The following is a 22,886-nucleotide window of genomic DNA, read 5'->3' as shown; positions in this document are numbered from 1 at the left end:
GATTCAATCTTTTTTAGGCGCGCCGTTCTCGCAAACGGTACGCGAAGGCCAAAAAGATCAGCCAAGCGATCGCCAGGAGTTCCGCGATCGCCGTTTCTTGGCGTAGCATCATCACCACCGCGATCATCAGCAAGAAAGCCAACACAAACCAGTCCGCCACAGGAAATAGCGGTGCCGGAAAAGCTGTTTTGCCGGGATGCGCTTTTTTGAACCGGAGATGCGCCAAAATGATCATACTCCACACAAACAGGAAGCTGGTCGTTGCGACACTTGAGATGACGCTGAACACGTGGTCCGGCAACACCATGTTGAGCAGGACTGCCACCGCGATCACCAGCGCCGAGCCGACGATCGCACGGGCCGGCACTTGGCGGCGAGACAAATGGGAGAACCAGTGCAATTTTCCCTTCGTCGGTAGCGTGAGTGAAAACAGCATGCGCCCGGTCGAAAACAGGCTGGAATTGCAGGCCGACGCCGCCGCGGTCAGGACCACAAAGTTGATCACATCCGCCGCGATCTTGATGCCGACATTGTTGAACACCTGAACAAACGGGCTGGCATTTGCGCTGAAGGTGTTCCAAGGATAAATGCACATCAGGACAAACAAGGCCCCTATGTAAAACAAAATGATCCGCACAGGCAATTTATTGATGGCCTCGGGAATCACCTTCTCAGGATCTTGCGCCTCGCCAGCCGTCATCCCGACCATCTCGATACCGACGAAACTGAAGGTCACCATTTGAAACGATAAGAAGAACCCGCGGACCCCAGTTGGAAAAAAGCCGCCAAACGCCGTCAGATTGTGCAGGCTGGCGTGGCCTACCGCGGTGCGGTAATGAAAGCCGATCATCACAGCCCCAATGGCGATCAACGCGATGATCGCCGCCACTTTGATCAGCGCAAACCAAAATTCCGTTTCGCCGAACGCCCCAACGGAGATCAGATTGAGCAACGCCAGCAGCGCCAATGCGATCAGTCCAGGTACCCATTGCGGGAGGCCTGGGAGCCAAAACCGAATGTATAGCCCGATTGCCGTCACTTCCGCCATCGCGATCGCGATCCAACAGACCCAATACGTCCAGCCAGTGATGAACGCCCAACGCGGACCCAAATAGCGATTGATAAAATCGACAAACGAGTGTTGATCGACGTCCGACAGCATCAATTCACCCAGCGCGCGCATCAAGGCAAAACACATGATGCCAGCCAGCAGATACGCCAGCAAGATCGAGGGCCCCGCCAAGTGAATCGATTGGCCTGCCCCCAAAAATAAGCCGGTCCCGATCGTACCACCGATCGCGATCAATTGGATGTGGCGACTCTTTAAACTGCGGGCCATTTGCGGCTGGTGTGTGCTGTGCTGCGTCAATCAACATCGTTCCCTTCTATTCCTTAGAATCAGTATACGCGGCAAGCGGCGAGGCTTCCTCCCGATGGCGAATCAAAAAGCGGCATGAATCGCGTCACGCCGCTTTTATTACTACTTTCATGAAAGTTGTTCACTGCACGATGATCACGCGCTGTGGGTCCATCCGCCGCTTCAAAAACTTCGCGACGAACTTTGGATCATCTTTGAACCGCATTTTCACCACTGTCACCGAACCGACCATGGCCTGCATGCTGGTGCCGCTAGTTCCATCTGCCTGCAACCGAATCGCAGAAAAGGTGCGGTAGGCGCGCACACTACCCAGGCCATTGATGACGGCACTGGTGGTGAGCCCGCGTTGCCAAAAAGCGAAGATCAGAAACATCCCGCAGATGAAAAACCCGCTCACATACTCATCCACGGTCTTTGAGATCACCAGGGTCATCGCCAGGATCAGCCCAGCTGCGACCAGATAAAAGATCCGCCAGCCCCGCCGCGCCCGGGCCGCGTAAACCACCTGCCGCCGAAACAGCCCAACGGCCACAGCCGCAACGATGAACACCACGATATATAAAATACTCGTCCATTGCATGACGGCACCTCATTTCTAAAGAAGGTGGGCCGCCCAAATGTGCGACCCAGCCTCTTATTTTTAACCTAAATGTGCAAGGCGCACAACATCGCGGGCAATCATCAATTCCTCGTTAGTCGGCACCAGAAGCATGGCGACCGGAGAGTCATCGCTGGAGATCACACGCTCAACCGTGTCAACGTCGTTCAAAACAGGATCGAGTTTCGGGCCAAAGACGGAGAGGCCATCGATGATGCGCTGACGCATCTTCGGATCGCCTTCGCCCATACCACCGGCAAAGACCAGCGCGTCGATGCCGCCCATTTCGGCAATGTAGCCGGCCACGTATTTGATGACGCGGTTGACGAAGATGTCGATCGCCAGCTGGGACTGTGGGCGCGTCTCACGCGTTTTTTCCAGTTCACGCATGTCCGGAGACAGTTCTGACAACGCGACCAAGCCGCTTTCGTTGTTCAGAATATCGATCATCTCTTGTGGATCCTTCAAGCCAAGCTTTTGCTGCAAAAAGGCAACCAACGATGGGTCAATGTCGCCGCTACGAGTGCTCATCGTGATCCCAGCCAACGGGGTGAAGCCCATCGAGGTATCAAACGACTTGCCATCTTTTTCCGCGGTGATCGAAGCGCCAGAGCCCAAATGCAAAGTGACCATCTTCAAGTCCTTGAGGTCCTTGCCGAGCATTTCGGCCGCACGATGGGAAACGTAACGGTGACTGGTCCCATGGGCGCCATATTTACGCGCCCCAAACTTTTCGTAATACTCGCGCTTGATCGAGTAGAGGTAATTCATCTTCGGCATGGTCGTGTGGAACGATGTGTCAAAGACGCCGACTTCCGGCACGCCTGGCAGCAGGTGCATAAAGGCCTGGATGCCGTCAGCTTCAGCTGGATTGTGCAGTGGCGCATAATCTGAGAGGGCGCGCACTTCTTTCAGCGACGCCGCGTCGATCACTTCAGATTCTTTGAACCGCTCGCCGCCTGCGACGATGCGGTGGCCAATGCCTTCGATCTCTTTGTAATCGCCGATGATCTTGAGGTCGATCAGTGCCTTCAGCAACAGGTCCACGGCCATGTCTGCCGTTGGAATATCCTGGTTCACTAAGTATTGTTGGCCATCGCCATACTTGACCTTGAACTTGGAATTCGGCAGGCCCATCCGATCGACCATGCCACTTGCGATCACGGTCTCCTCAGGCATTTCAAACAATTTGAACTTCAACGTCGAACTGCCGGCGTTGATTGCGAGAATCTTTGTCATCAGTACATCTCCTTAAACGGGATCGATCAATGACCCCTGGTTAATTTCAGTGGTGCGCGGGCGCGAGGTTGGTCGCCGCCCAGCGATTCACGTCGCCGATAAAGCGACTGAATGCTTGTTTATCATTGAGCGCGGGAAATGTGCCCAACAGAACCTGGTTGACGCGCTGCGCCGAGCCACCCGGCCGCTGCAAGACCAGCAACGATTTTTCAGCGGCCTTGCTCGCAAAGAAGTCCTCAGGCAGATTCAAGAGGCCTTGCAGGTAAGTCGTTTTTGCCAGCCATGCGGTCAGGCCCTTCGCTTCATCCTTCTGGAAAACATTGCTCGGCACGAAAAACAATCCGAGTCCACCAGGCTTCAAGAAGTGCAGGCTCTGCTCAAGTAGCAGATGATGCACATACGAGTGGCCAGACTCAGCCGCCGTGGCAAACTGCTTGGCGCGCTCATCCACCGGATAATACCCGACCGGTAGATCTGCAACGACCAGATCCGCCTGCGTGACCGGCGGCGTGGCCAGCGCATCTTGGTGAAAATACTGGGCGTCCTGATGCTGCAACTGACCGCTCATGGCCGCAAACGCCAACAGGTCCTCATCGTTATCGACCAGCACCCCTGTCGTCGTCACCTTCAGCGCGGCATGCAACTGGTTCATCACCGCAAAGATCAGATTACCGCTGCCTGCCACAGGATCGACCACCGTGACCGGACTGCTCAGATCACCCGCAAAGATCGTGACCAGGTACGTCGCCAGGCTCGCCATCGCATCAGGCGTCACTTGCTTGTTTGGCTCAATGGCATCGCGCCTGATTGCCTCAACCAACAACAACTGCAATGCCTGACGGATGTCCTCTGCAGAAAAAGCACCCAGATCGATCTGATCGTACTGTTCCTGCATCTTAGCCGCCGTTTCTGCATCCGGCTTGCCATCCTCCTGCTTCACAGTTCCCGCTTGGAGGTTTTCGCCAGACTCGATTGCACTGGCCAAAAAGCTGGTATCCAGCTGTTTCGCCAGCATCGTCGTTGTTTGTTCCAACACGGTATAAAGCGACTTCAACTCGTTTGCCAAGCGTCTCCCTCCTTTGATAATACAAGTTCCATTTTACCTATGAGACAGGCCAGTTTCAAGGCTTTAAAAAAGCCGATGGGCACGGTTACAACCGCGCCGCATCGGCATTCATTCAAGGCCCCTCAGATGCGCCGTCCTCCCAATACGTCTGCCAAGCGCTTTGAAGGCGCACTGTCAGCGTCTGACTGCGCTGTTGATAATTGAGACGCCACTGGGCCATTTCAGCCATGATTGCTGCCCCAGCGAGGGTCATCACCGCGAAAATGGCGACGGCAAAGATCAGCGCACTACCGCGTCGACGCATCTCCATCACGCTCCTTTGCTGGCGACTGAGACAGAATCCCAGAAAACTCGATTTGTTGTGGCGTCTTGAAGGTCCATTCGATTTCCCCGTTTGCCAATGGTTCTAATGTCCATTTGGCGACGCCGATCACGAGTGGATTAAAGCCCGGGGTCCGGTATAGATACGGCCCAGTTGGCTTTTTGCCGGCCGAGACGATGAATGAGTCGGCAGAGGTCGTCACCTGCCATTCATCCCCTGTCTCAGCGTGGTTGATTGTCATCGTCGTCGCTTGTTGCGCCATCTCCTCCAACCGCGTCTGGGCGCTCATGGCCAGCAAGTAATCCCGATCTAGCCAGGCCGCCACCAAAAAGCCGCGAAGGACCGGCCGCCAAAGTAAAACGACCCCCACAAATAATGCCACCGCGATCATGGCCTCGACCATAGTGTTACCGCGCCGTCTCATCCCCCGATAGGATAAATTCATAGTGGTGTCCCTCCCCTGTCACTAAGATGCCCGTTTCGGTCAGCTGAATTTGCCAGCTTTCGAGACCGTATCTGACAGTGGTCGCCAATTCATCAACCTTTTGGCCACGCCCCTGAAGCTCGTGGAGTCCAATCAGTGCCGCCTCTTTGGCCGACATTTCCAGCCGCGCCGGCTTCACAGTCCGCAAATAAAAGGATTGAATCAGGACCAGCCATGAAGCGGCGAGCACCAGTACCATCAGCGCCGCAAGATGTTCGACCATGGTGCTCCCTTTTAGTCGCGATACCACCGCAATTCCCCCCAACTCATCTGTGAACTGACCGACTCGCTGTGGCCATCCGCAAAATCAAAAATCAACGTGACCAGCCCGCTGAACGAATCGCCGCCTTGATAGACCATTTCCGCATCGGCTGGAAAGATGACATTTTTTGCCTTGGGCCAGCGCAAAGAGACCCCTTTTGGCAAAACAAAGGTCTGCGTCGTGCCGGCCGTTTCCCATTTGCTGACGCTCATTTTTGCCGGCCATGGTCCCACCCGCACCCACTGCTCATAATAGGAAGCGACCAGCCGTGCGCGTTGTCCGGTTCGCGCTGTCGCCAGTCGTTGCGCGCGCCAGCTTGCCTGCCATGCCTGCATAAAATGTTGCGCGGACTGCTGCGCGATCAACTGCCTGGCCCCCGCAAGCGCGACAGTCAAAAGGAGTGTCGCCACCACAAGACTGGCGACGACCTCGATCAAGGTGAAGCCGCGCCGTCTCATGGACGAATTCGGAACTGCGGTGGGTCGCTGGTCAGATCAAATGTGGCGGTTCCAGTTAACCGATCCAGCTGCTCCTTGGAAATGATTCCTTGCGTCACGAGATCCTGCGTACTGGTCGGTTTCACCCAACCAACCTGCTGGGCCGTAATGACGAGTTGCGCATTCACAGTCTCGATTAGAATCCGATTGTTTTGACGATTGGCTTGCTGCACTTGGCTGTTGATCGTTGCGACCAGCGCCACCGTGAGGACCACGATCAAAACAATGGCGGCCAATACTTCGATCAGGGTAAACCCGCGTCGTCTTTTGTGTCTCATGTTCCCATTCCTCCGATCTGTTGATAAAGAGGCAATAAAACGGTCAGATAGACCAGCACGATCTGGCTACCGATCACTAAAAACAGGAGCGGCTGCACCACGGCGACTGCCTTGGCCAGGCCACTTTGCAACCGGGAAAATTGTTGTGTTGCCAATAACTCGATTCCATTGACCACTTGCTCGCGGGGCAACCCCAGCGCAAGCAACGCGGGCAGGCTCTGCGGAATCAACGGATGATGAAGCACCTCGGCCACCGTTGCCCCCGCGCTCAGGTCAGCTGTCGCCTGACGCCCAACTTTGGCAAGCGGGCTGCCTGCCATGGCCCCTAGATGCGCCAAATAATCGGTCAACTGCTGGCCCGCAAGCAGGTAGGCCTGGCTCCCTGTCATGAACTGGTATTGATAAAACAGGATCATCATGCGCCGAACCACAGGCACGCGCATGGCAAGGGTGGCACGCGAGGCGGCAGGCACAACCCGCCACCCGACCATGCCGACACCCCCAGCGATTGCCATCACCACTGAAAGACCAATCGACCCCCAAGCGGCCGGCCCCACCGGCAGCTGAAGCAAGGGCAATGCAACGGCCAAGAGCGCGATCTGCAAAATCGCTAACAGACCTAACAGCACCGCCGGATAGACGAGCTGTTGCGCTAGGTGCCGCCGCTGCGTTTGCTGCATCCGCATCAAGGTGGCGCTGGTGGCCAACGCCCGGCTCAGCGCACCGTGGCCTTCTGCCAGGGTCACCTGAAAAACGATTGGCGAAGCGAATCCCTGACTCATCAGCGCCTGACTGAAGCGAACGCCGCCAGTCAGCGCGCCCTGCAAGGCATTGAGGACCGTTGATGCTTGCGGCATGGCGATCAGCAGATAGCTCAGTGCCGTTTGCAGGGAAAAACCGGCCTCAAGTAATTGGGCGAGCGTACTCGCAAATTGAACTTGCTGGCTGGAAGAGAGTCGTTTGCCTTTTTTCATGCCCCAAACAACCCCCTTTTTTCAACGGCTGGCAATAGATCAAGCTGTGCGTGAATCACCGGCTCAACCGCCAGCTGAAGATACCCACTGACGCGCAATGCTGCCTGGACATATGGGGCGGCGATACCCAATGCCTGTAATCGCATGGCCACGCCTTGCGCAGAGCGCGCATGAATCGTGGTCAGCACGACATGGCCTGATAACGCCGCTTCGATGCCGGCCTGTGCCGTCGCACGATCGCGAATCTCTCCAATCACCAGCACATCTGGGCGATGCCGCAGCGCGGCCTTTAACAGCGCCTCATAGGTCATCCCGGCCTGCGGATTCACCTGTAGCTGAACAAATGCCGGCGCAAGGATCTCCACCGGGTCTTCGATCGTCAGCACCATCTTATTTCTGGCCAACTCTCGCGCAACTTGATACAGGAGCGTCGTTTTTCCCGCGCCAGTTGGCCCCGCCAGCGCGATCATGCCGCCGCCTTCTGAAGCCTGCACCAACGACTCGACAAGCGGCCGGCTATAGCTGTCGAGCGCGGGAATCCCATAAAGCAGGCGAATGACCATGGTCTCTCGATCTAAATGATCACCCACCGTCGACAAACGCATTTGCGCGGCGACGTCCGCCAACGTCAGCCGCCCGATCTGCACACGGCGCTGTTCAACCAGGTTCATCCCCGCCGCAAACTTCAAGGTGTTGAGCCACCGCCTGCCTTCTTCACCGGACAGCGGGTCGCGCCGGCTGAGCCCGCCCGGCTGCCGCTTGACCAGCTGATAGTCATCGCCATCCGGAATCAAATAGACATCACTACTCGACTCCGCGACGGCCTGCTGCAAATACCTCACGACTGGATCCATTTTTTCACCCCCGCAATGAATGATTTCGCAATTAGGGAAAAAAACGCACCCAGCCGAAAAAAAGAATCAAAAAACGCGTGACTCAGTTTCCCGAATCACGCGTTTAGCAAAGTGCTCAGTCTTCGTCTGGCTCGTCTGGCCATTCAGCCGACGTGTAAACATTTTGAACATCGTCGTTATCTTCCAGGGCGTCGATCATGTTCTGGAAAGTCTCGACCTTGTCCGCCGGAAGCGCCACGGTATTTTGCGGGACCATGGTCAATTCAGCCGTGCTGAAGTGGAAGCCTTGTTCCTCCAGGGAATCACGAACCGTACTGAAATCTTTTGGATCAGTGAAAATCTCGAATTGGTCGTCGGATGATTGCAGATCGTCGGCGCCAGCCTCCATCACTGCTTCAAGCATCTGATCCTCATCAACATCGAGGCCTTCGCGTTCGATCACGAAGTAGCCTTTGCGGTCAAACATATAAGAGACCGCACCGGCGCTTGCCATCGTGCCACCATGGCGGGTGACCGCCACACGCACATCCGAGCTCGTCCGGTTCTTGTTATCGGTCAAAGCTTCGACGAGAACGCCGATACCTGCTGGCCCATAGCCTTCATATTGAACTTCATCGTATTGTGTCGTGTCGCCGCCCTCGGCTTTATCAAGCGCGCGCTTGATATTGTCTTTCGGCATGTTGGCAGCACGGGCCTTGTCCATGACTAGTCGAAGCGAAGGGTTGTTGTTGGGGTCAGAACCACCTGTTCTCGCAGCCATAAAGAGCTCACGGGAGATCTTTTGAAAAATTTTGCCACGCTTGGCATCTTGGGCGTTCTTACGACCTTGAATGTTATGCCATTTGGAGTGTCCTGACATGATTAACCCTCTTTTCTGATTTTTAAAGCCAAAAATGGCTCATAAACGTTTGTAGTATACCAAAAAACAGACACACGAACAATAGAAACAAGGTGCGAAGCCGAGCGCCTAGGTCTGAGCAGCTAGTTCGGCCTGGACGCGAATGGCGCACTTAGCCATACGTGACCGGGCCGACTAGATGTCTCAGACCTGCCGCGCGGAGCCCAGTTACAAGGTGCGAAGCCGAGCGCCTAGGTCTGAGCGGCTAGGCTGGCTTGGGTGCGGCTGGCGCACTTAGCCAAAGGCGTCCACGCTGATCGCAAGGTACAAACCCAAGCGCTCACATTCCCTACGCCCACCGCGTCGGCCGCCGCCATGCCATCAGCAACACAATCAAAATGCCCACACAGGCGGCGCAAGTATCCAGTAGAACGTCCTGAAAAAGCGGCGAACGGCCCCCTGTCAGCATCTGATGTGCCTCATCCAACGCCGCCACCCCACAAGCAGAAAGGCCGATCAGAACAGCCCGCAATCCCCGCGGCTGAATATTTTTTCGCAGCGCGATCATCATCACCCCTGCCAGTGTCATGAAAGTCAGGACATGCGCCGCCTTGCGGATAAAAAATTCGATAAAATTGAAATATCCAAGATGCGCGATCGAGATCGTGGTCCCGGCGTAATCAAAATCGACACCCGTCATTTGCGACCGAAATGGCTGATTGGCAAGTGTTTTTTCAAGCAAGGGAATCAGCGACTGCTGGCGATAGGTCATGGCCGAGCTGACGAATAGCGCCACCAACAAAGCACCTCCCACGAATAACCAAACATTGCGTTTCAACGAACGCCCCTCTTTCTTAACGCGCACCACACACGTATACTGACATTAATATATAGCAAACGGAGGCTTAATATATGAAGTATTCGATCAACTGGAATCTCGATTCGATCTTTCCCGGTGGCATCACATCCCCACAGCTGAAGGCCCGGATGGCAGATTGCGAAGCGAAGATGCCGACCCTAAAGCAAGCTATTAACAACTGGGACGCGGCAAGCGACAATGATTTTTCACAGGCCAAGGCGATTCTCAGCCTGCAAGAGGATGTCGAAAATGGCCTGGCCACGATCGCCACTTTTGCAAATATGTCCCTTAGTGCCGACACCAGCAATCAGCAGGCCGGCGTTGTGTTGAACCAGGTCCAGGTGCTGGGCACACAGTTGCAGCAAATCACCCTGCCGTTGATCAAAAAACTGACCTCGCTGGATGATGCGACATTTTCAACGCTCATTGCGACGCCCGGGCTGGATACTGTCGCGTTTGGCCTCCGCGAACTGCGGACCCAAGGCAAAGAGTTACTCGACGATCAAAGTGAGGCGATGATCAGCCAGCTTGCCCTGGACGGTTTCAATGGCTGGAGCAGTCACTACGATACATTGAGCGCCGATCTCCATTTTCCGGTCACCATCGACGGCGAGCAGCTTTCTTTGTCAGCTGGCCAGGCGCAAAATCGCTTTGAGTCGGACCCTGACCCGAAAGTCCGTGAGACTGTTTTCGATAGCTGGGAAACGACCTGGTCGCAGCACGCTGCTCCATTTGCGGATACGCTTAATCATCTGGCCGGTTTTCGTCTGACGAATAACCGCCTGCATGGCATCACCGACTACATGCACAAGCCATTGCAACTCAATCGCATGAGCCAGGCCACCCTCGACCAAATGTGGGCGACTGTTTCGGCAAATAAAAAGCCGTTTGTTGCCTACCTCGACCAAAAAGCCAAGCTGATGGGCCGCTCGCAAATGACTTGGCATGATCAGTGGGCGCCAGTGACGGTCGGCGACTACACGCCAAAGGTCTACACGTTCGACGAGGCCGCTGAATTTATTATCGCAAACTTCGCCAAGTTCTCCCAGAAAATGGCCGATTTTGCGGAATACGCTTTTGACCACGCGTGGATCGAAGCCGAAGATCGGCCAGGCAAGCGGCCAGGCGGTTACATGACCTCTGTGCCGGATGTCAAAGAGGCCCGGATCTTCATGACTTTTGACGGCTCAGCCGCGGGCGTCTCCACGATCGCGCATGAACTGGGGCACGCGTTCCACTCGAGCCTGCTCAAAGACATGCCGAGCATGCGCCGGGATTACGCCATGAACGTCGCAGAAACAGCGTCCACATTTGCCGAGCTGATCGTTGCGGACGCCACGGTCAAAGCCGCCACTTCCCCAGAAGAAAAGCTCAATTTGCTGGATGCCAAAATGAGCAATCCGTTGGCCATGCTGCTGAACATCCATGCGCGTTATCTTTTTGAACGCAGCTTCTATGATGCCCGGCAACAAGGCACCGTCACGGTCGACCAACTGCGTACGTTGATGACGCAGGCGCAAGAGACCGCCTATGCAGGTGGTCTGGCCGATTTCGACCCGATGTTCTGGGCTGATAAGCTCCACTTTTTCATCGACGATGTGCCGTTTTACAACTTTCCTTATACCTTTGGCTACCTCTTCTCCAGCGGTATTTACGCCAAGGCCCAGCAAAGCGGCAGCAATTTCGAAGATGATTATATCGCGCTACTCAAGGACACCGCGAATATGGACACCGAAACGTTGGCGAAAAAACACCTCGGCGTCGATCTCACGAAACCGGACTTTTGGCAGCAAGGCATCGACCTGGCCGCAAAAGACGCGCAGACCTTTATCGACCTGTCGCAACGCTATCTATAACCCATTGACCCAAAATAAAATCGCCACCGAGGCAAAAATCTCGGTGGCGATTTTTTATCCATAGATCGGCGTGCGCATTCGCTCAAAATCCGACAATCAACTTATTCCACAGTGACCGATTTTGCTAAATTCCGTGGCCGGTCAACGTCATACCCGCGATCCAAACTGGTAAAATACGCCAGCAACTGGCCCGCCACGATCGCGATCAAGGGCGTCAGGCGTGGCTCGATCGCCGGGACGACCAGGTCATCGCCTGCTTCAGCCAGGTCACTGGTCGCAATGATTGCCACGTGGCCCCCGCGCGCCGCGACCTCTTCGGCGTTGCTGCGCGTGCGAGCAGCCGTCAATGGATCCGTCACAAACGCAACGGTTGGTGTGTCCGGCTCGATCAGCGCGATCGTCCCATGCTTCAGCTCGCCTGCCGCAAATCCCTCCGCGTGCACATACGAGATCTCCTTGAGCTTCAGTGCCGCTTCAAGGCTCACCGCATGATCACTGCCGCGGCCGATATAAAACGCGCGGTCCTGGCCGGCAAAAAGCGTGGTGGCTAGCTCATGAATGCGGGCCTGCTGATCGATCAAAGTATGCTGACCGGCGGCGGCCAAGCTTAACCAGTGCGCCACCTCAAACTTGATGGCTGCCTCGGTCCCTTTGAACTCGCCGAGCGCTTTTGCCAACAATGCCTCCACCGCGACCTGCGCCGTGTATGCCTTCGTGGAGGCAACCGCGATCTCAGGGCCGGCGTGAAGCGCGAGCACATGATCCGCCTCACGGGCTAATGTGGAAGTCACGACATTGGTGATCGTCAGGGTCGGCGCGCCCATTTTTTTCACCTTGACCAACACCTCGCGAATATCGGCCGTCTCACCACTTTGCGTGAGAAAAATAAACAGCGGGTGGGCAGACAATAATGGCAAATGATAGCCAAACTCGCTGGCCAAGTGAACTTCGACGGGGACATTCGCGAGACTTTCAAAAAGCGGCTTGCCAATCAGTCCAGCGTGATAACTGGTCCCTGCCGCCACGATATACAGCCGATCCGCTTGCGCCAGTGCCGTCAAAAGCGCTGCAGGCATCTCAACTTGCCCATCTGCCTTTGTGTAGGCTGCAAGCAGGCGCCGCATCACGATTGGCTGCTCATTGATCTCCTTCAGCATGTAAAACGGATAGGGACCCTTATCAGCCTCGGCCGCATCGATCGTCACGGTGATCGGCGCACGCTCGATCTGTTGACCCGTCAAATTCTCGATCTGAACCTGCGAAGCCGTGAGCGTCACCACTTCCCCATCATTGAGCTCAAGGAATTGGTCCGTCAGCTCGATCATGGCCAGTGCATCGGAGGCGACCAGGTTGAACCCGGCCCCCTTGCCGATCAGCAGTGGGCTCTTATTTTTCGCGGCGTACAACACGTCAGAATCATCGCGATCGGCCAGGCAAAATGCATACGAGCCTTCCAGCAAGCGAAGTGTTTTGACAAACGCGGCATGCGCTGTCAGCCCGCTTTTGGCAAAAAAGGCGATCAGCTGGACGACCACCTCTGTATCCGTTTCGCTTGCGAAGCTGACGTCACTCAAATAAGTCGCGCGCAACGCCGCCGAATTGGTGATCACGCCATTGTGGACCAGATAAAAACGGCCGTCCGCAGAAACATGGGGGTGCGCATTGGCTTCAGTCGGCTTGCCATTTGTGGCCCACCGGGTGTGACCGATGCCCATCGTCCCTGTCACATCGGGGCCGATTGCCTCAGTCAGCGCCGCGATCTTACCCACGGCCTTCACCAACCGCGCAGATCCGGCACCGGCCGTATAGATACCGGCCGAGTCATAGCCGCGATATTCCAGTTTTTGCAGTCCTTGCAGTAAGACTTGCGGCGCATCTTCGCGCCCGATCACACCGACGATTCCACACATGAGACAACATCCTTTTCTTTTAACGAGATTGGCACAGGCAAAAATCTCGTATTGGTTTTTGATTTAACATTGTCTACTGTATTTCCGTGGTCACATAAAGTCAACGTTTTTTAAAACTGATATAGGTATTTTTAACAATATTGGTATAGGTCGGTTTAAAAAAAGATGCCCGCTCCGTCTCCGGAAAGGGCATCTCCTCTTATCGATCAACTGATTGGTGCGCTACCGCTCAACGCTTCTGCGCCGAATTGGCCAAGCTACAGCTCGTAGCATGGCGCGAAAACGGGCAACCCGTTATTCTGCTGCGCCCATCTGCTCCTCGACAACGGCCACAATGCGATCCACGTAAGTATTGACCAGCGGCTCAGTTTTCGCCTCGGCCATCACGCGCAACAACGGTTCGGTCCCGCTTGGGCGCACGAGAACGCGCCCGTCATCACCCATCTCCGCTTCAACGGCGTCGATGGCGTCTTGAATCGCGGGGTAAGCCTGCCAATTGTTTTTGTCAGACACCGGAACATTGACCAACTTTTGCGGGTAGGTCTGCACCGGCGCCGCAAGCTCGGACAATTTTTTACCCGTCCGCTTCATGATGGCTAGCAATTGAAGCCCTGTCAGCATGCCATCGCCCGTGTTGTGATAATCAAACAAGATCACATGGCCGGACTGCTCGCCGCCGATATTGTAGCCGTGCGCGCGCATCTCATCGGAGACGTGACGGTCACCGACTGCGGTCTGGACGGACTTCATTTCTGCCGCTGACATGGCCTTGTACAAGCCGAGATTGCTCATTACGGTCGTCACGATCGTATCCTGCTTGAGCCGGCCCTGGCGCTTCATGTCCGCGGCGATGATATACATGATCTTGTCGCCATCAACGATCTGGCCCAGCTCGTCGACCGCGATGCAGCGATCACCATCGCCGTCAAATGCCAACCCAGCTTGTGCGCCTTTGTCCACCACCAGTTTGGCAAGCGCCTCAGGATGCGTCGAGCCAACGTTCTTGTTGATGTTCAGCCCATCCGGATGCGTCGCCATGGTGTCAAAATTTGTCTCAACATCCGCAAACAGGCGGGAGACAAGGCCACTGGTCGCGCCGTTTGCCGCATCGACGGCCACATGGATACCTGACAGATCATCGCTGATGGTCTGTTCCAAAAACTGGAGGTATTTCAGCGACCCCTCCGGATACTCCGAAACGGTGCCAAGGCCTTCTGCAGCTGGCCGTGGGAGCGTGTCTTCCGGCGCGTCCAGCAACGCTTCAATTTCCTCTTCGGTCTCATCAGACAGCTTATAGCCATCCGGGCCGAAAAACTTGATGCCGTTGTCGGCAGCCGGATTATGGGATGCAGAGATCTGAATGCCGGCATCGGCACTTTGCACCTTGATCAAATAGGCCACGGCCGGGGTCGTGATCACCCCAAGCGACAATACCTCGATGCCGACCGACAGCAGGCCGGAGATCAGCGCATCGGCTAACATCTGGCCGGACGCACGGGTATCCCGCGCGACAAGGACTAATGGGCGCTTATTTGGATCCTGTGTGTGCTGGGTCAGAACATACCCACCGCAGCGGCCCAGGCGAAAAGCCATTTCCGGGCTCAATTCCTTATTCGCGATTCCGCGCACACCATCGGTTCCAAAATACTTTGTCATGATCTTTGCCTCATTTCATTTTTCTCAGTCATTATCGGAGGAGGAGCTACTGCTGGCGCGCTCGGCGCTTGAGCTTGAACTCGAGCTGGCAGCCGACTTGGCGACGCTGATCGTCACCTTGAGCGACGCAGGCGACACTTTATTGAGCTTCGTATCCACCCCACTCAAGTCGAGCGTTTTGGTGGTATTTTCGGTGATTCCGGAAACATCGACTGGCACTTCAAGCGAGTCGATCTTGTTGAGGACGGCATTGGCACCGTAAACCGTCACGTTTTTGGTGCTAGTCGTCAGCGCGTAGACGAGCGAGTCGTTAACGGTCCCTGTCTGCTTCAGCGTCACTGGGACTTTTTTGCTCGGCAGCGAGACAGGCAACTTCACCGTCACCGTTTCCGGCGACAGCACAACATTGACGGTGTTGCCTTTTTCATCCAGCGCCTGAAGCAAGACTTGCTGCGACACATCGGCCTTCGTGTTGCGCGCCATCACAATGTTCGCGACGACTTGATAGATCCGGTCGATCTCGCCCTTGCCGCCGGTCGCCTCGGCTGTGACAGTGGACAGGCTCGGGGTCCCCGCTTCATAATCCGGGGCGAGACTGTCCTTGTTGTACTTGACCTGAATCGGCAGTTGCAGCGATTTGCGATCCTGAATCTTGATCTTCACCGTTTCCGGTTTGATCGAGTAGGTCAGATCCTTGTTCAGCCCGTCTTCCTTGAGCTTCACCGTGTGCGTCCCAACGCCAAGGCCACCGAGTTCCGCGATCACGCGAAAATTCATCGTGTTGGCCGTCACCGTGACCAGGCTGGCACTGCCTGACAGCGTAACTGATACCTTGTCAGGATACCCGGTGATGAAATACTTATCCGTGTTGGCGTTCAGCTGAAGCGGGACTTTCAACGTGCGGGTGGTCGTGGCGGTGATGGCTGTGTTGTTGGTGCGGTTTTGCCGCGTGTTGTTCAGATTTTCCGCATTGACATAGGCAAATAACCCGATCGCCAAAAGCAACGCCAAGATGCGGTAAAACCATTTGCTTTCCCATAATTTATCAAAATGCATCACTTCGACCCCCCTTTATGCGTGAGGCCGGCGAAAATTTCCGCAAAGCGGCTCTGCTTTGCTTCATCCGCAGGCACCAATTGGGCAGTCAAAAGCTTGAGATAATCTTCACGCGTCAGATCACGAATCAAATTATTGTTCGTCGTGATTGTCACGCCGCCGGTCTCCTCTGAGATCACGATTGTCAAAGCGTCGGTCACCTCACTTATCCCGACCGCGGCGCGATGCCGGGTTCCAAGCTCTTTGGGAATCAGATTGCTTTCCGACAGCGGTAAATAGGCGGCTGCGACTGCGATGCGATTATCCCGAATGATCACCGCCCCATCGTGCAACGGGGTGTTGGGAATGAAGATGTTGATCAACAGCTCCCCAGACACATCGGCATCGATTGGAATCCCTGTTTCGATGTAATCCTCAAGCCCAGTCTTTTGCTGAATGGTGATCAAGGCACCGATTCGACGTCGGCTCATATATTGAATCGCCTTGTCCAACTCCTTGACGAGGCGCACTTCGATCTCGTGCTCATTAGGCTTGTTCCATGGCATGATCGAGCCGCGGCCGAGATGCTCAAGCCCGCGCCGGATCTCCGGTTGAAAAATGATGACCAAGACCGGCACCGACCACGTGATGATCAGATCCGTGATCCAGCCCAGCGTCCGCAGTTGCAGATACCAGGAAACAATCTTGATCGCCGCAACGACAAAGACGCCCTTGAACAACTGGACCGCTTTCGTCCCGCGCACCAGCATGATCAACCGATAAGCGAGAAACCATACCACGAGGATATCGATCGTGTTGGCCACCGTGGACCAGCGCAACAAGCCAGACAAAAAAGTCTGCATGTCAACTCCTCCATTTCCGATTTGCAATTAATTATACCACGAGCAAGGGGCGGGGGCGCGCGGGTCTGAGAAAGGGTGCGGAGGCCCGCGGGATGACGGGGCAACTAACTTGGCTCGGGTGCTTGATGGCGCACTCAGCCATCAAGTGCACGAGACAGTTAGATGTCCCCGTCATGCGGGCCGAAGCCCAACTGAAGGGTGCGGAGGCCCGCGGGATGGGCAGGCAGGCGCGCGCATCAATTGCCAAACCGCCACCTCACTCCCTCGCCGACTGTCACCACTGAAAAAAACTTCTGTCTCAATACAGAAAAAATGAAATCGCCGCCATTTATTGCAAAAGTTCGTGAATACTTTTTCAGACTTCCCGGTGACTCGGCGTTTCTCAGTCCAACTGTCACGGCTTGAAAAGTCATGTGTATACCTGTTACAGCACGTTTTCATGGTGTTTACAAGTGGCTGTTGGCTCGCTACGATAAGGATGAACAACCAAGGAGATGGCAGATCATGGCAACAACAGTTACACAGTTAAAACCGCAATCCAATGCAAAACCCGAGCCCAAACTTGAGATCGAGTCTCTCGTCCGCCAAGCACAAGTTGCCTTCAACGCCTATCAGCAGTTCACCCAGGCGCAAGTCGACGCCGTTTGCGAAGCCGTCGTCAAAACAGCGATCAATCATGCAAAGGACCTCGCATTTTTGGCCTGGAAGGAAACCGGCCGGGGCGTCGCCGAAGATAAGGCAATCAAGAATATCTACGCCAGCCAATACATTTGGAACAACATCAAAGACACCCGCACAGTTGGCCTGATCGATGATGACCCGGCCAATGGATTGACCCGCTACGCCGAGCCGCTTGGCATTATCGCTGGCGTCACACCAGTCACGAACCCAACCTCGACGGTGATCTTCAAAGCATTACTGTCATTGAAGACACGCAACGCAATCATTTTTGGCTTGCATCCCCAGGCGCAACAATGCGGCGTTGCGACCTGCCGCCTGCTTGAGACGGCCGCTGAAAAAGCCGGGGCGCCGGCCGGTCTGATTCAGTACATTCATACTCCGAGCATCGAGGCCACCAATACGTTGATGAACGACCCGCAGATCGCGCTGGTACTGGCCACCGGGGGCCCCGGCATGGTGAAGGCTGCCTATTCCACCGGCAAGCCCGCGCTCGGGGTTGGGCCTGGCAATGCGCCGGCTTACATCGAGGCCTCGGCCGATATCGACGCCGCAGCCACCGACATCGTCCTCAGCAAATCTTTTGACAACAGCATGATCTGCGCCAGCGAAAACAGCATCGTCGTTGACCGCAGCATCTATCCCCGCGTGAAAGCAGCGTTTCAAGCGCGCGGCGCCTATTTTGTGCCGGATCAAGACGTTGCCAAACTCAGTGAGGCGGTCATCGATCCCCAGCGGCACACAGTCCGCGGGCCGATCGCCGGCCAATCTGCGGAGAAGATCGCCCGCGCCGCCGGTCTCCACGTCCCCAAGGGAACCAAGCTGCTGATTGCAAAGCTCGATGGCATTGGCGTCAACTTCCCGCTATCCGGGGAAAAACTCTGCCCAGTTTTAGCCTGCTATGTCGCGCCAGACCAGGCATCCGCCTTTTCCCTTTGCCGCGCGCTGCTTGATCATGGTGGACTCGGCCACACTGCCGCCGTGCACACCACCAGCGACGACGTGATTTCGGCCTTTGGTGAAGCCATGCCCGCTTGCCGGATCCTCGTCAACACGCCTGCCAGTCTTGGCGGCATCGGTGGGCTTTTCAACAAGCTCACCCCATCGCTCACCCTGGGCACGGGCTCTTACGGCAAAAATTCGATCTCGCATAACCTGACTGTGATGGACCTGCTCAACATCAAAACAGTCGCCCGCGCCACGCGCCACCCAAATGACCTCATCGGCGAGCTGCGGGATCTGATTCACGAAAATTAACGGCGGGTCGCGTCACGAGACTTCCACGTCCGCTTATTCGTCAAAACATCGTGGCCTAGGACAAAGCAAAAGTTTTGTCCCGGGTCCTTTTTGGTGCACTAATGTTACAGCAGTGTCGTGGGCCAAATGTCCGGGGCCCGAGCAGCTAAGGAGCTACGCAATTGAGCCTGTAAGACGCAGGCGTCTAACGGGCTCATATCCAATCGCCTGGTTCAAAGTTCGGACCTGGCGCTTGGAACACTTACCTGTCGGACCCAAAAACGACATTTGTCCCACTTCCTTTTTTATTTAACAAATATTGTTATGAGACGCCAGCGAGAACTTCCGGCTTTTTCCCATCAAAGCAGCCGAAAATGGTCTCAGCGTCTAGCAAAGCGTTAGAATATGGGTGAAGCGACCAACTGCCGCCCTCTTAATTATAGGAAGGAACATCAGAATATGGCTGCATCCGATCAAAAACGTGAGCGCTTTGCCGCCGCGTCAAATGAAGACGTGCTTGAGACGCTGAAAAGTCGCGTCGAGGGCCTGTCGTCTGCAGAGGCAACGGCCCGCCTGACCCAATATGGCCCCAATCGCATCACCCGCGCAAAGCAACAGTCTCAATTGAAAATTTTTCTCAAGAACTTCATCAGTCTCATGGCGATTCTGTTGTGGGTCTCTGGGCTCATCGCGATGTTGACTGGCACACCGGAACTCGGCATCGCCATTTGGCTCGTCAATATCATCAATGGCTGTTTCAGTTTTTGGCAGGAGTTCCAAGCAAAAAAAGCCACGGATTCGCTGATGGCGATGCTGCCGACTTACACCCAAGTCTACCGCGACGGCCAACTCCAACAAGTCGATGCGACCCAGATCGTGCCCGGAGACGTCTTTGAACTGCAGGCCGGCAACGCGATTCCAGTCGATGCCCGTTTGCTTGAGGCGACCTCGGTCCAAGTCGACCAAAGTGCCTTGACTGGCGAATCGGTGCCTGAATCAAAATTTGTGAAATACGATCCAGGCGAAGGCGAGTTTGCCGAGTCAAATCTAGTCTATGCCGGTACCAGCATCGGCGCAGGCACCGCGAAAGCCGTCGCGATCGCCACCGGCATGAACACCGAGTTTGGCCAGATTGCCAGCCTCACCCAGCAACAGACCAAATCTGCCAGTCCCCTGCAGCGTGAGCTTAACCGGCTGACCAAGCAGATCTCGCTGATCGCGATCGGCATCGGCCTCGCCTTTTTCATCGCCGCGATCTTCTTTGTCCACTATCCCGCGGCCAAAGCCTTCATTTTTGCGCTGGGCATGATCGTCGCCTTCATTCCGGAAGGCCTGTTGCCCACGGTCACACTTAGCCTGGCCCAAGGCGTGCAGCGCATGGCGAAGAAACACGCCTTGGTCAAGGAGCTCAATTCGGTTGAGACCCTTGGCGAGACCACAGTGATCTGCTCCGATAAGACTGGCACGCTCACGCAAAATCAGATGACGGTGAATCACATCTGGACCCGCGACAAGACCTTCACCATTTCAGGCGAGGGCTATGTCGCAAATGGCAAGGTGAAAAAAGACGGTCAGGTCATCACCTATCGAGACGACCCGGATCTGAATAAATTGATCACCGTCGCGGCCTTGAACAACGACACCACCGTCGAACAAGACGAAGCCGGAACACCCAAGATACTCGGAACGCCGACGGAAGCGGCGCTGGTGATCGTCGCGCAAAAAGCCGGCTTTGACGTGGCCGCGGCCGTCGCGGTTGCCCCGCGCCTGAAGGAATTCCCGTTTGACTCCGAACGCAAGCGGATGTCCACTGTGCATCAACATGACGCCCACACCTTGTCGATCTGCGCGAAGGGCTCGCTGAGTGACACGCTGAGCCAGTGCACCACCATTGCAGATGATGGCAAAATTCGGCCGCTGACCGATGACGACAGGCGCGCGATCGATGCCGCCAATCGCCATTATGCGGCGCAAGGCCTGCGCAGTCTGGCCGTCGCCTACCGCGAGATTCCAGCCGCCGCGGATCAGGCCGCCCAAGTGGACGCGCTGACCATCGAGACCGCCGAACAAGACCTGACCTTTCTTGGCCTGACCATCATGGCCGACCCGCCGCGTCCCGAGATCTATGACGCCATCGAAAAATGCCACCACGCCAACATCAAGATCATCATGGTCACGGGCGACTCGACCCTGACCGCTAAATCGATCGCAGTGAAGATCGGCCTGACCTCTGACAAGGCCCGCGTCGTGACCGGCACCGAGCTCGACGCAATGTCTGAAGATGAGCTGCAAGCGGCGCTGCGGGGCGAGATCATTTTCGCCCGGGTCGCCCCAGAACAGAAATACAAGATCGTCTCGACCTTGCAGAAAAATGGCGAGATTGTCGCCTCCACCGGAGATGGCGTCAACGATGCCCCTGCGCTGAAAAAAGCGGATATCGGCGTCGCCATGGGGGTCACCGGGACCGATGTGGCAAAAGACGCCGCCGATATGATCCTGACCGATGATAATTTTGCCTCGATCGTCAGCGCGATCGAAGAAGGCCGCACCGTCTATGCGAACATCCAGAAATTTCTCACGTACATCCTGACCTCCAATATGCCAGAGGCCTTCCCATCGATTCTGTTCCTGTTCTCGCGCGGACTCATTCCCCTGCCAATGACCGTCATGCAGATTCTGACTGTCGATCTTGGCACAGACATGTTGCCGGCGTTGGGGCTTGGCGCGGAAAAAGCGGAACCCGGCATCATGCACCAGCCCCCGCGCAAACGCACCGCCCATCTGATGAACAAACACGTGCTGTGGACCGCTTTTGCCTGGTATGGCTTGATCGCCAGCTTGATTTCCACCGGCGCCTACTTCTTCGTCAACATGCAAAACGGCTGGCCAAGCGTGCCACTTGCGGCCAGCGGCACCGTTTATGCCCGCGCGACGACCCTCGTGTTAGGGGCGATCGTCTTTTCGCAGATCGCCAACGCGCTGAATTGCCGGACAAAGACTGTGTCCGTGATGCGGTTTGGCATTTTCTCCAACCACCGCATCTGGTTCGGCATTCTGTTTGAGATCGCCCTCTTCGCCTTTCTCGCGTACACCCCAGGCGTTCAGACCCTGTTCAACACGACCGCCATCACCGCGGCGGACTGGCTCTTCCTCTTTATCATCCCGATTCCGATCTTCCTGATCGAAGAGCTGCGTAAATACTTGGTGCGCCGGATGGCCAAGAACAATGACTGATTGACGTCGCGGACCGTGGCCCGCGACTTTTTTTGGAAATTTGTCAAATGGTGTTGGTTTTATGTTTTAAGCTTTTATGGGTCTCCTCTTTTGAGGGGGCTTTTTGTTATCTTAAGGGCTTAGAGGGCTTAGAGGGCTTAGAGGGCTTAGAGGGCTTAGAGGGCTTAGAGGGCTTAGAGGGCTTAGAGGGCTTCGGGGCTTGCGGGCTTCGGGGCTTCGGGGCTTCCGGGCTTCCGCACTTGAGCATTTGACGACCACAAAAGTCTGCGCAGCGAAATCAGAGGCCAAGAACCGCACCTCCGAGGTGGTTTGGGCAGACTCCTCCTCGGGGTATGACCGAGGAGGATAGTCAGGCAATCAATTGATAGATTCGTTTGAACATACGGGCTTGATTGGCGAAACCATAACACGCTCGTTTGAGCTCCTTGATCTTGCGGTTGACGCCTTCGATCGGTCCGTTTGAATAGGTGGTCTTGGCTGCATTGAGGACACCGCGCAAATTCTTGCGCAGAGTGGAGAGCGCGACACTCATTGGTCCGCCGTGCCCGCGGTAGTGCTTGATCAGTTCATCAAGCCGCACGGTGTCGCCGTTCAGTAGTGCATCGTGAATATTGATGTAGGTCTCGTAGGCATCTTTTAAGGCTGGGAAGGCGTTCGTGCCAATATCGACCACTTCCTGATCTGTCAGATAATCATTCAGCCCAGGTCGATAACGACGGTGCTTGGCGTCAGGATTGGCCTTGTGTAGCGTCTTCCAGTTGTTCTTGAG

At 55.6% G+C, this 22,886-nt stretch carries 21 protein-coding genes; 3 read left to right on the top strand and 18 right to left on the bottom strand.

All coding sequences use genetic code 11. The features are described 5' to 3' along the window. Window positions 1–13: 13 nt before the first annotated feature. The 13 genes from EKM95_RS07150 to EKM95_RS07090 all read right to left on the bottom strand — a co-directional run bounded on the left by EKM95_RS07150 (window position 14) and on the right by EKM95_RS07090 (window position 9,586). Window positions 14–1,339, bottom strand: coding sequence for an amino acid permease (locus tag EKM95_RS07150; RefSeq protein WP_125697181.1), 1,326 nt, complete (start codon window positions 1,337–1,339; stop codon window positions 14–16). 160 nt (window positions 1,340–1,499) lie between these two features. Continuing rightward, window positions 1,500–1,958 carry a hypothetical protein gene (locus EKM95_RS07145; RefSeq protein WP_125697159.1) on the bottom strand — a complete coding sequence of 153 codons (459 nt, stop codon included), beginning with the start codon at window positions 1,956–1,958 and terminating at the stop codon, window positions 1,500–1,502. A gap of 60 nt (window positions 1,959–2,018) precedes the next feature. Next, the gene (locus tag EKM95_RS07140) at window positions 2,019–3,215 is read right to left on the bottom strand and encodes an acetate/propionate family kinase (RefSeq protein ID WP_125697158.1); all 1,197 of its coding nucleotides are present in this window, start codon (window positions 3,213–3,215) and stop codon (window positions 2,019–2,021) included. Window positions 3,216–3,261: 46 nt separating this feature from the next. Next, window positions 3,262–4,281 (bottom strand): class I SAM-dependent methyltransferase, encoded by a 1,020-nt coding sequence (locus EKM95_RS07135; RefSeq protein ID WP_125697157.1) that lies wholly within the window; start codon window positions 4,279–4,281, stop codon window positions 3,262–3,264. Between the two features lie 112 nt (window positions 4,282–4,393). After that, a complete protein-coding gene (locus EKM95_RS07130) occupies window positions 4,394–4,585 on the bottom strand; it encodes a hypothetical protein (protein ID WP_125697156.1) in 192 nt (63 codons plus the stop codon). Beyond that, window positions 4,569–5,048, bottom strand: a complete 480-nt coding sequence (locus tag EKM95_RS07125) for a hypothetical protein (protein WP_125697155.1) — start codon at window positions 5,046–5,048, stop codon at window positions 4,569–4,571. The genes EKM95_RS07130 and EKM95_RS07125 overlap by 17 nt, the downstream gene beginning before the upstream one ends. Further along, window positions 5,011–5,310 carry a hypothetical protein gene (locus tag EKM95_RS07120; RefSeq protein ID WP_125697154.1) on the bottom strand — a complete coding sequence of 100 codons (300 nt, stop codon included), beginning with the start codon at window positions 5,308–5,310 and terminating at the stop codon, window positions 5,011–5,013. The genes EKM95_RS07125 and EKM95_RS07120 overlap by 38 nt, the downstream gene beginning before the upstream one ends. Window positions 5,311–5,321: 11 nt before the next feature. Continuing rightward, a complete protein-coding gene (locus EKM95_RS07115; RefSeq protein WP_125697153.1) occupies window positions 5,322–5,807 on the bottom strand; it encodes a pilus assembly FimT family protein in 486 nt (161 codons plus the stop codon). Further along, window positions 5,804–6,124 carry a type II secretion system protein gene (locus tag EKM95_RS07110; protein WP_125697152.1) on the bottom strand — a complete coding sequence of 107 codons (321 nt, stop codon included), beginning with the start codon at window positions 6,122–6,124 and terminating at the stop codon, window positions 5,804–5,806. Before EKM95_RS07110 ends, EKM95_RS07115 begins: the two co-directional genes overlap by 4 nt. Further along, window positions 6,121–7,098 (bottom strand): type II secretion system F family protein, encoded by a 978-nt coding sequence (locus EKM95_RS07105; RefSeq protein WP_125697151.1) that lies wholly within the window; start codon window positions 7,096–7,098, stop codon window positions 6,121–6,123. The genes EKM95_RS07110 and EKM95_RS07105 overlap by 4 nt, the downstream gene beginning before the upstream one ends. Further along, a complete protein-coding gene (locus EKM95_RS07100; protein WP_125697150.1) occupies window positions 7,095–7,952 on the bottom strand; it encodes an ATPase, T2SS/T4P/T4SS family in 858 nt (285 codons plus the stop codon). The genes EKM95_RS07105 and EKM95_RS07100 overlap by 4 nt, the downstream gene beginning before the upstream one ends. A 115-nt stretch (window positions 7,953–8,067) precedes the next feature. Next, window positions 8,068–8,811, bottom strand: coding sequence for a YebC/PmpR family DNA-binding transcriptional regulator (locus EKM95_RS07095; protein ID WP_125697149.1), 744 nt, complete (start codon window positions 8,809–8,811; stop codon window positions 8,068–8,070). Window positions 8,812–9,139: 328 nt separating this feature from the next. Further along, window positions 9,140–9,586 (bottom strand): VanZ family protein, encoded by a 447-nt coding sequence (locus EKM95_RS07090; protein WP_263852818.1) that lies wholly within the window; start codon window positions 9,584–9,586, stop codon window positions 9,140–9,142. A 116-nt stretch (window positions 9,587–9,702) separates the two neighbouring features. Here EKM95_RS07090 and EKM95_RS07085 point away from each other — a divergent pair, with 116 nt between their 5' ends. Next, a complete protein-coding gene (locus tag EKM95_RS07085; protein ID WP_125697148.1) occupies window positions 9,703–11,505 on the top strand; it encodes a M3 family oligoendopeptidase in 1,803 nt (600 codons plus the stop codon). A gap of 101 nt (window positions 11,506–11,606) precedes the next feature. Here the strand turns inward: EKM95_RS07085 and glmS are convergent, their stop codons facing one another. The 4 genes from glmS to cdaA all read right to left on the bottom strand — a co-directional run bounded on the left by glmS (window position 11,607) and on the right by cdaA (window position 16,969). Beyond that, on the bottom strand, window positions 11,607–13,415 hold the full coding sequence (gene glmS, locus EKM95_RS07080) for a glutamine--fructose-6-phosphate transaminase (isomerizing) (protein WP_125697147.1): 1,809 nt from the start codon (window positions 13,413–13,415) through the stop codon (window positions 11,607–11,609). A 294-nt stretch (window positions 13,416–13,709) separates the two neighbouring features. Next, window positions 13,710–15,071: a phosphoglucosamine mutase gene (gene glmM, locus EKM95_RS07075; RefSeq protein ID WP_125697146.1), complete on the bottom strand. Its 1,362-nt coding sequence runs from the start codon at window positions 15,069–15,071 to the stop codon at window positions 13,710–13,712. 24 nt (window positions 15,072–15,095) lie between these two features. Beyond that, the gene (locus EKM95_RS07070) at window positions 15,096–16,127 is read right to left on the bottom strand and encodes a CdaR family protein (RefSeq protein ID WP_125697145.1); all 1,032 of its coding nucleotides are present in this window, start codon (window positions 16,125–16,127) and stop codon (window positions 15,096–15,098) included. After that, on the bottom strand, window positions 16,127–16,969 hold the full coding sequence (gene cdaA / locus EKM95_RS07065) for a diadenylate cyclase CdaA (protein WP_125697144.1): 843 nt from the start codon (window positions 16,967–16,969) through the stop codon (window positions 16,127–16,129). Before cdaA ends, EKM95_RS07070 begins: the two co-directional genes overlap by 1 nt. Window positions 16,970–17,473: 504 nt before the next feature. On the opposite strand from cdaA, the gene EKM95_RS07060 reads away from it, so the two are divergent. Then, a complete protein-coding gene (locus tag EKM95_RS07060) occupies window positions 17,474–18,904 on the top strand; it encodes an aldehyde dehydrogenase family protein (protein ID WP_125697143.1) in 1,431 nt (476 codons plus the stop codon). Between the two features lie 438 nt (window positions 18,905–19,342). After that, window positions 19,343–22,117, top strand: coding sequence for a cation-translocating P-type ATPase (locus EKM95_RS07055; RefSeq protein WP_125697142.1), 2,775 nt, complete (start codon window positions 19,343–19,345; stop codon window positions 22,115–22,117). Window positions 22,118–22,466: 349 nt separating this feature from the next. On the opposite strand, the gene EKM95_RS07045 is transcribed toward EKM95_RS07055, so the two are convergent. Further along, the coding region (locus tag EKM95_RS07045) for a transposase (protein WP_164510119.1) at window positions 22,467–22,886 on the bottom strand (420 nt) is incomplete at its 5' end.

Origin of the sequence: Lacticaseibacillus yichunensis, from assembly GCF_003946405.1 — a bacterium.
GTDB classification, from domain to species: Bacteria; Bacillota; Bacilli; order Lactobacillales; family Lactobacillaceae; genus Lacticaseibacillus; species Lacticaseibacillus yichunensis.
This window is presented reverse-complemented; position numbering and strand designations above follow the sequence as displayed.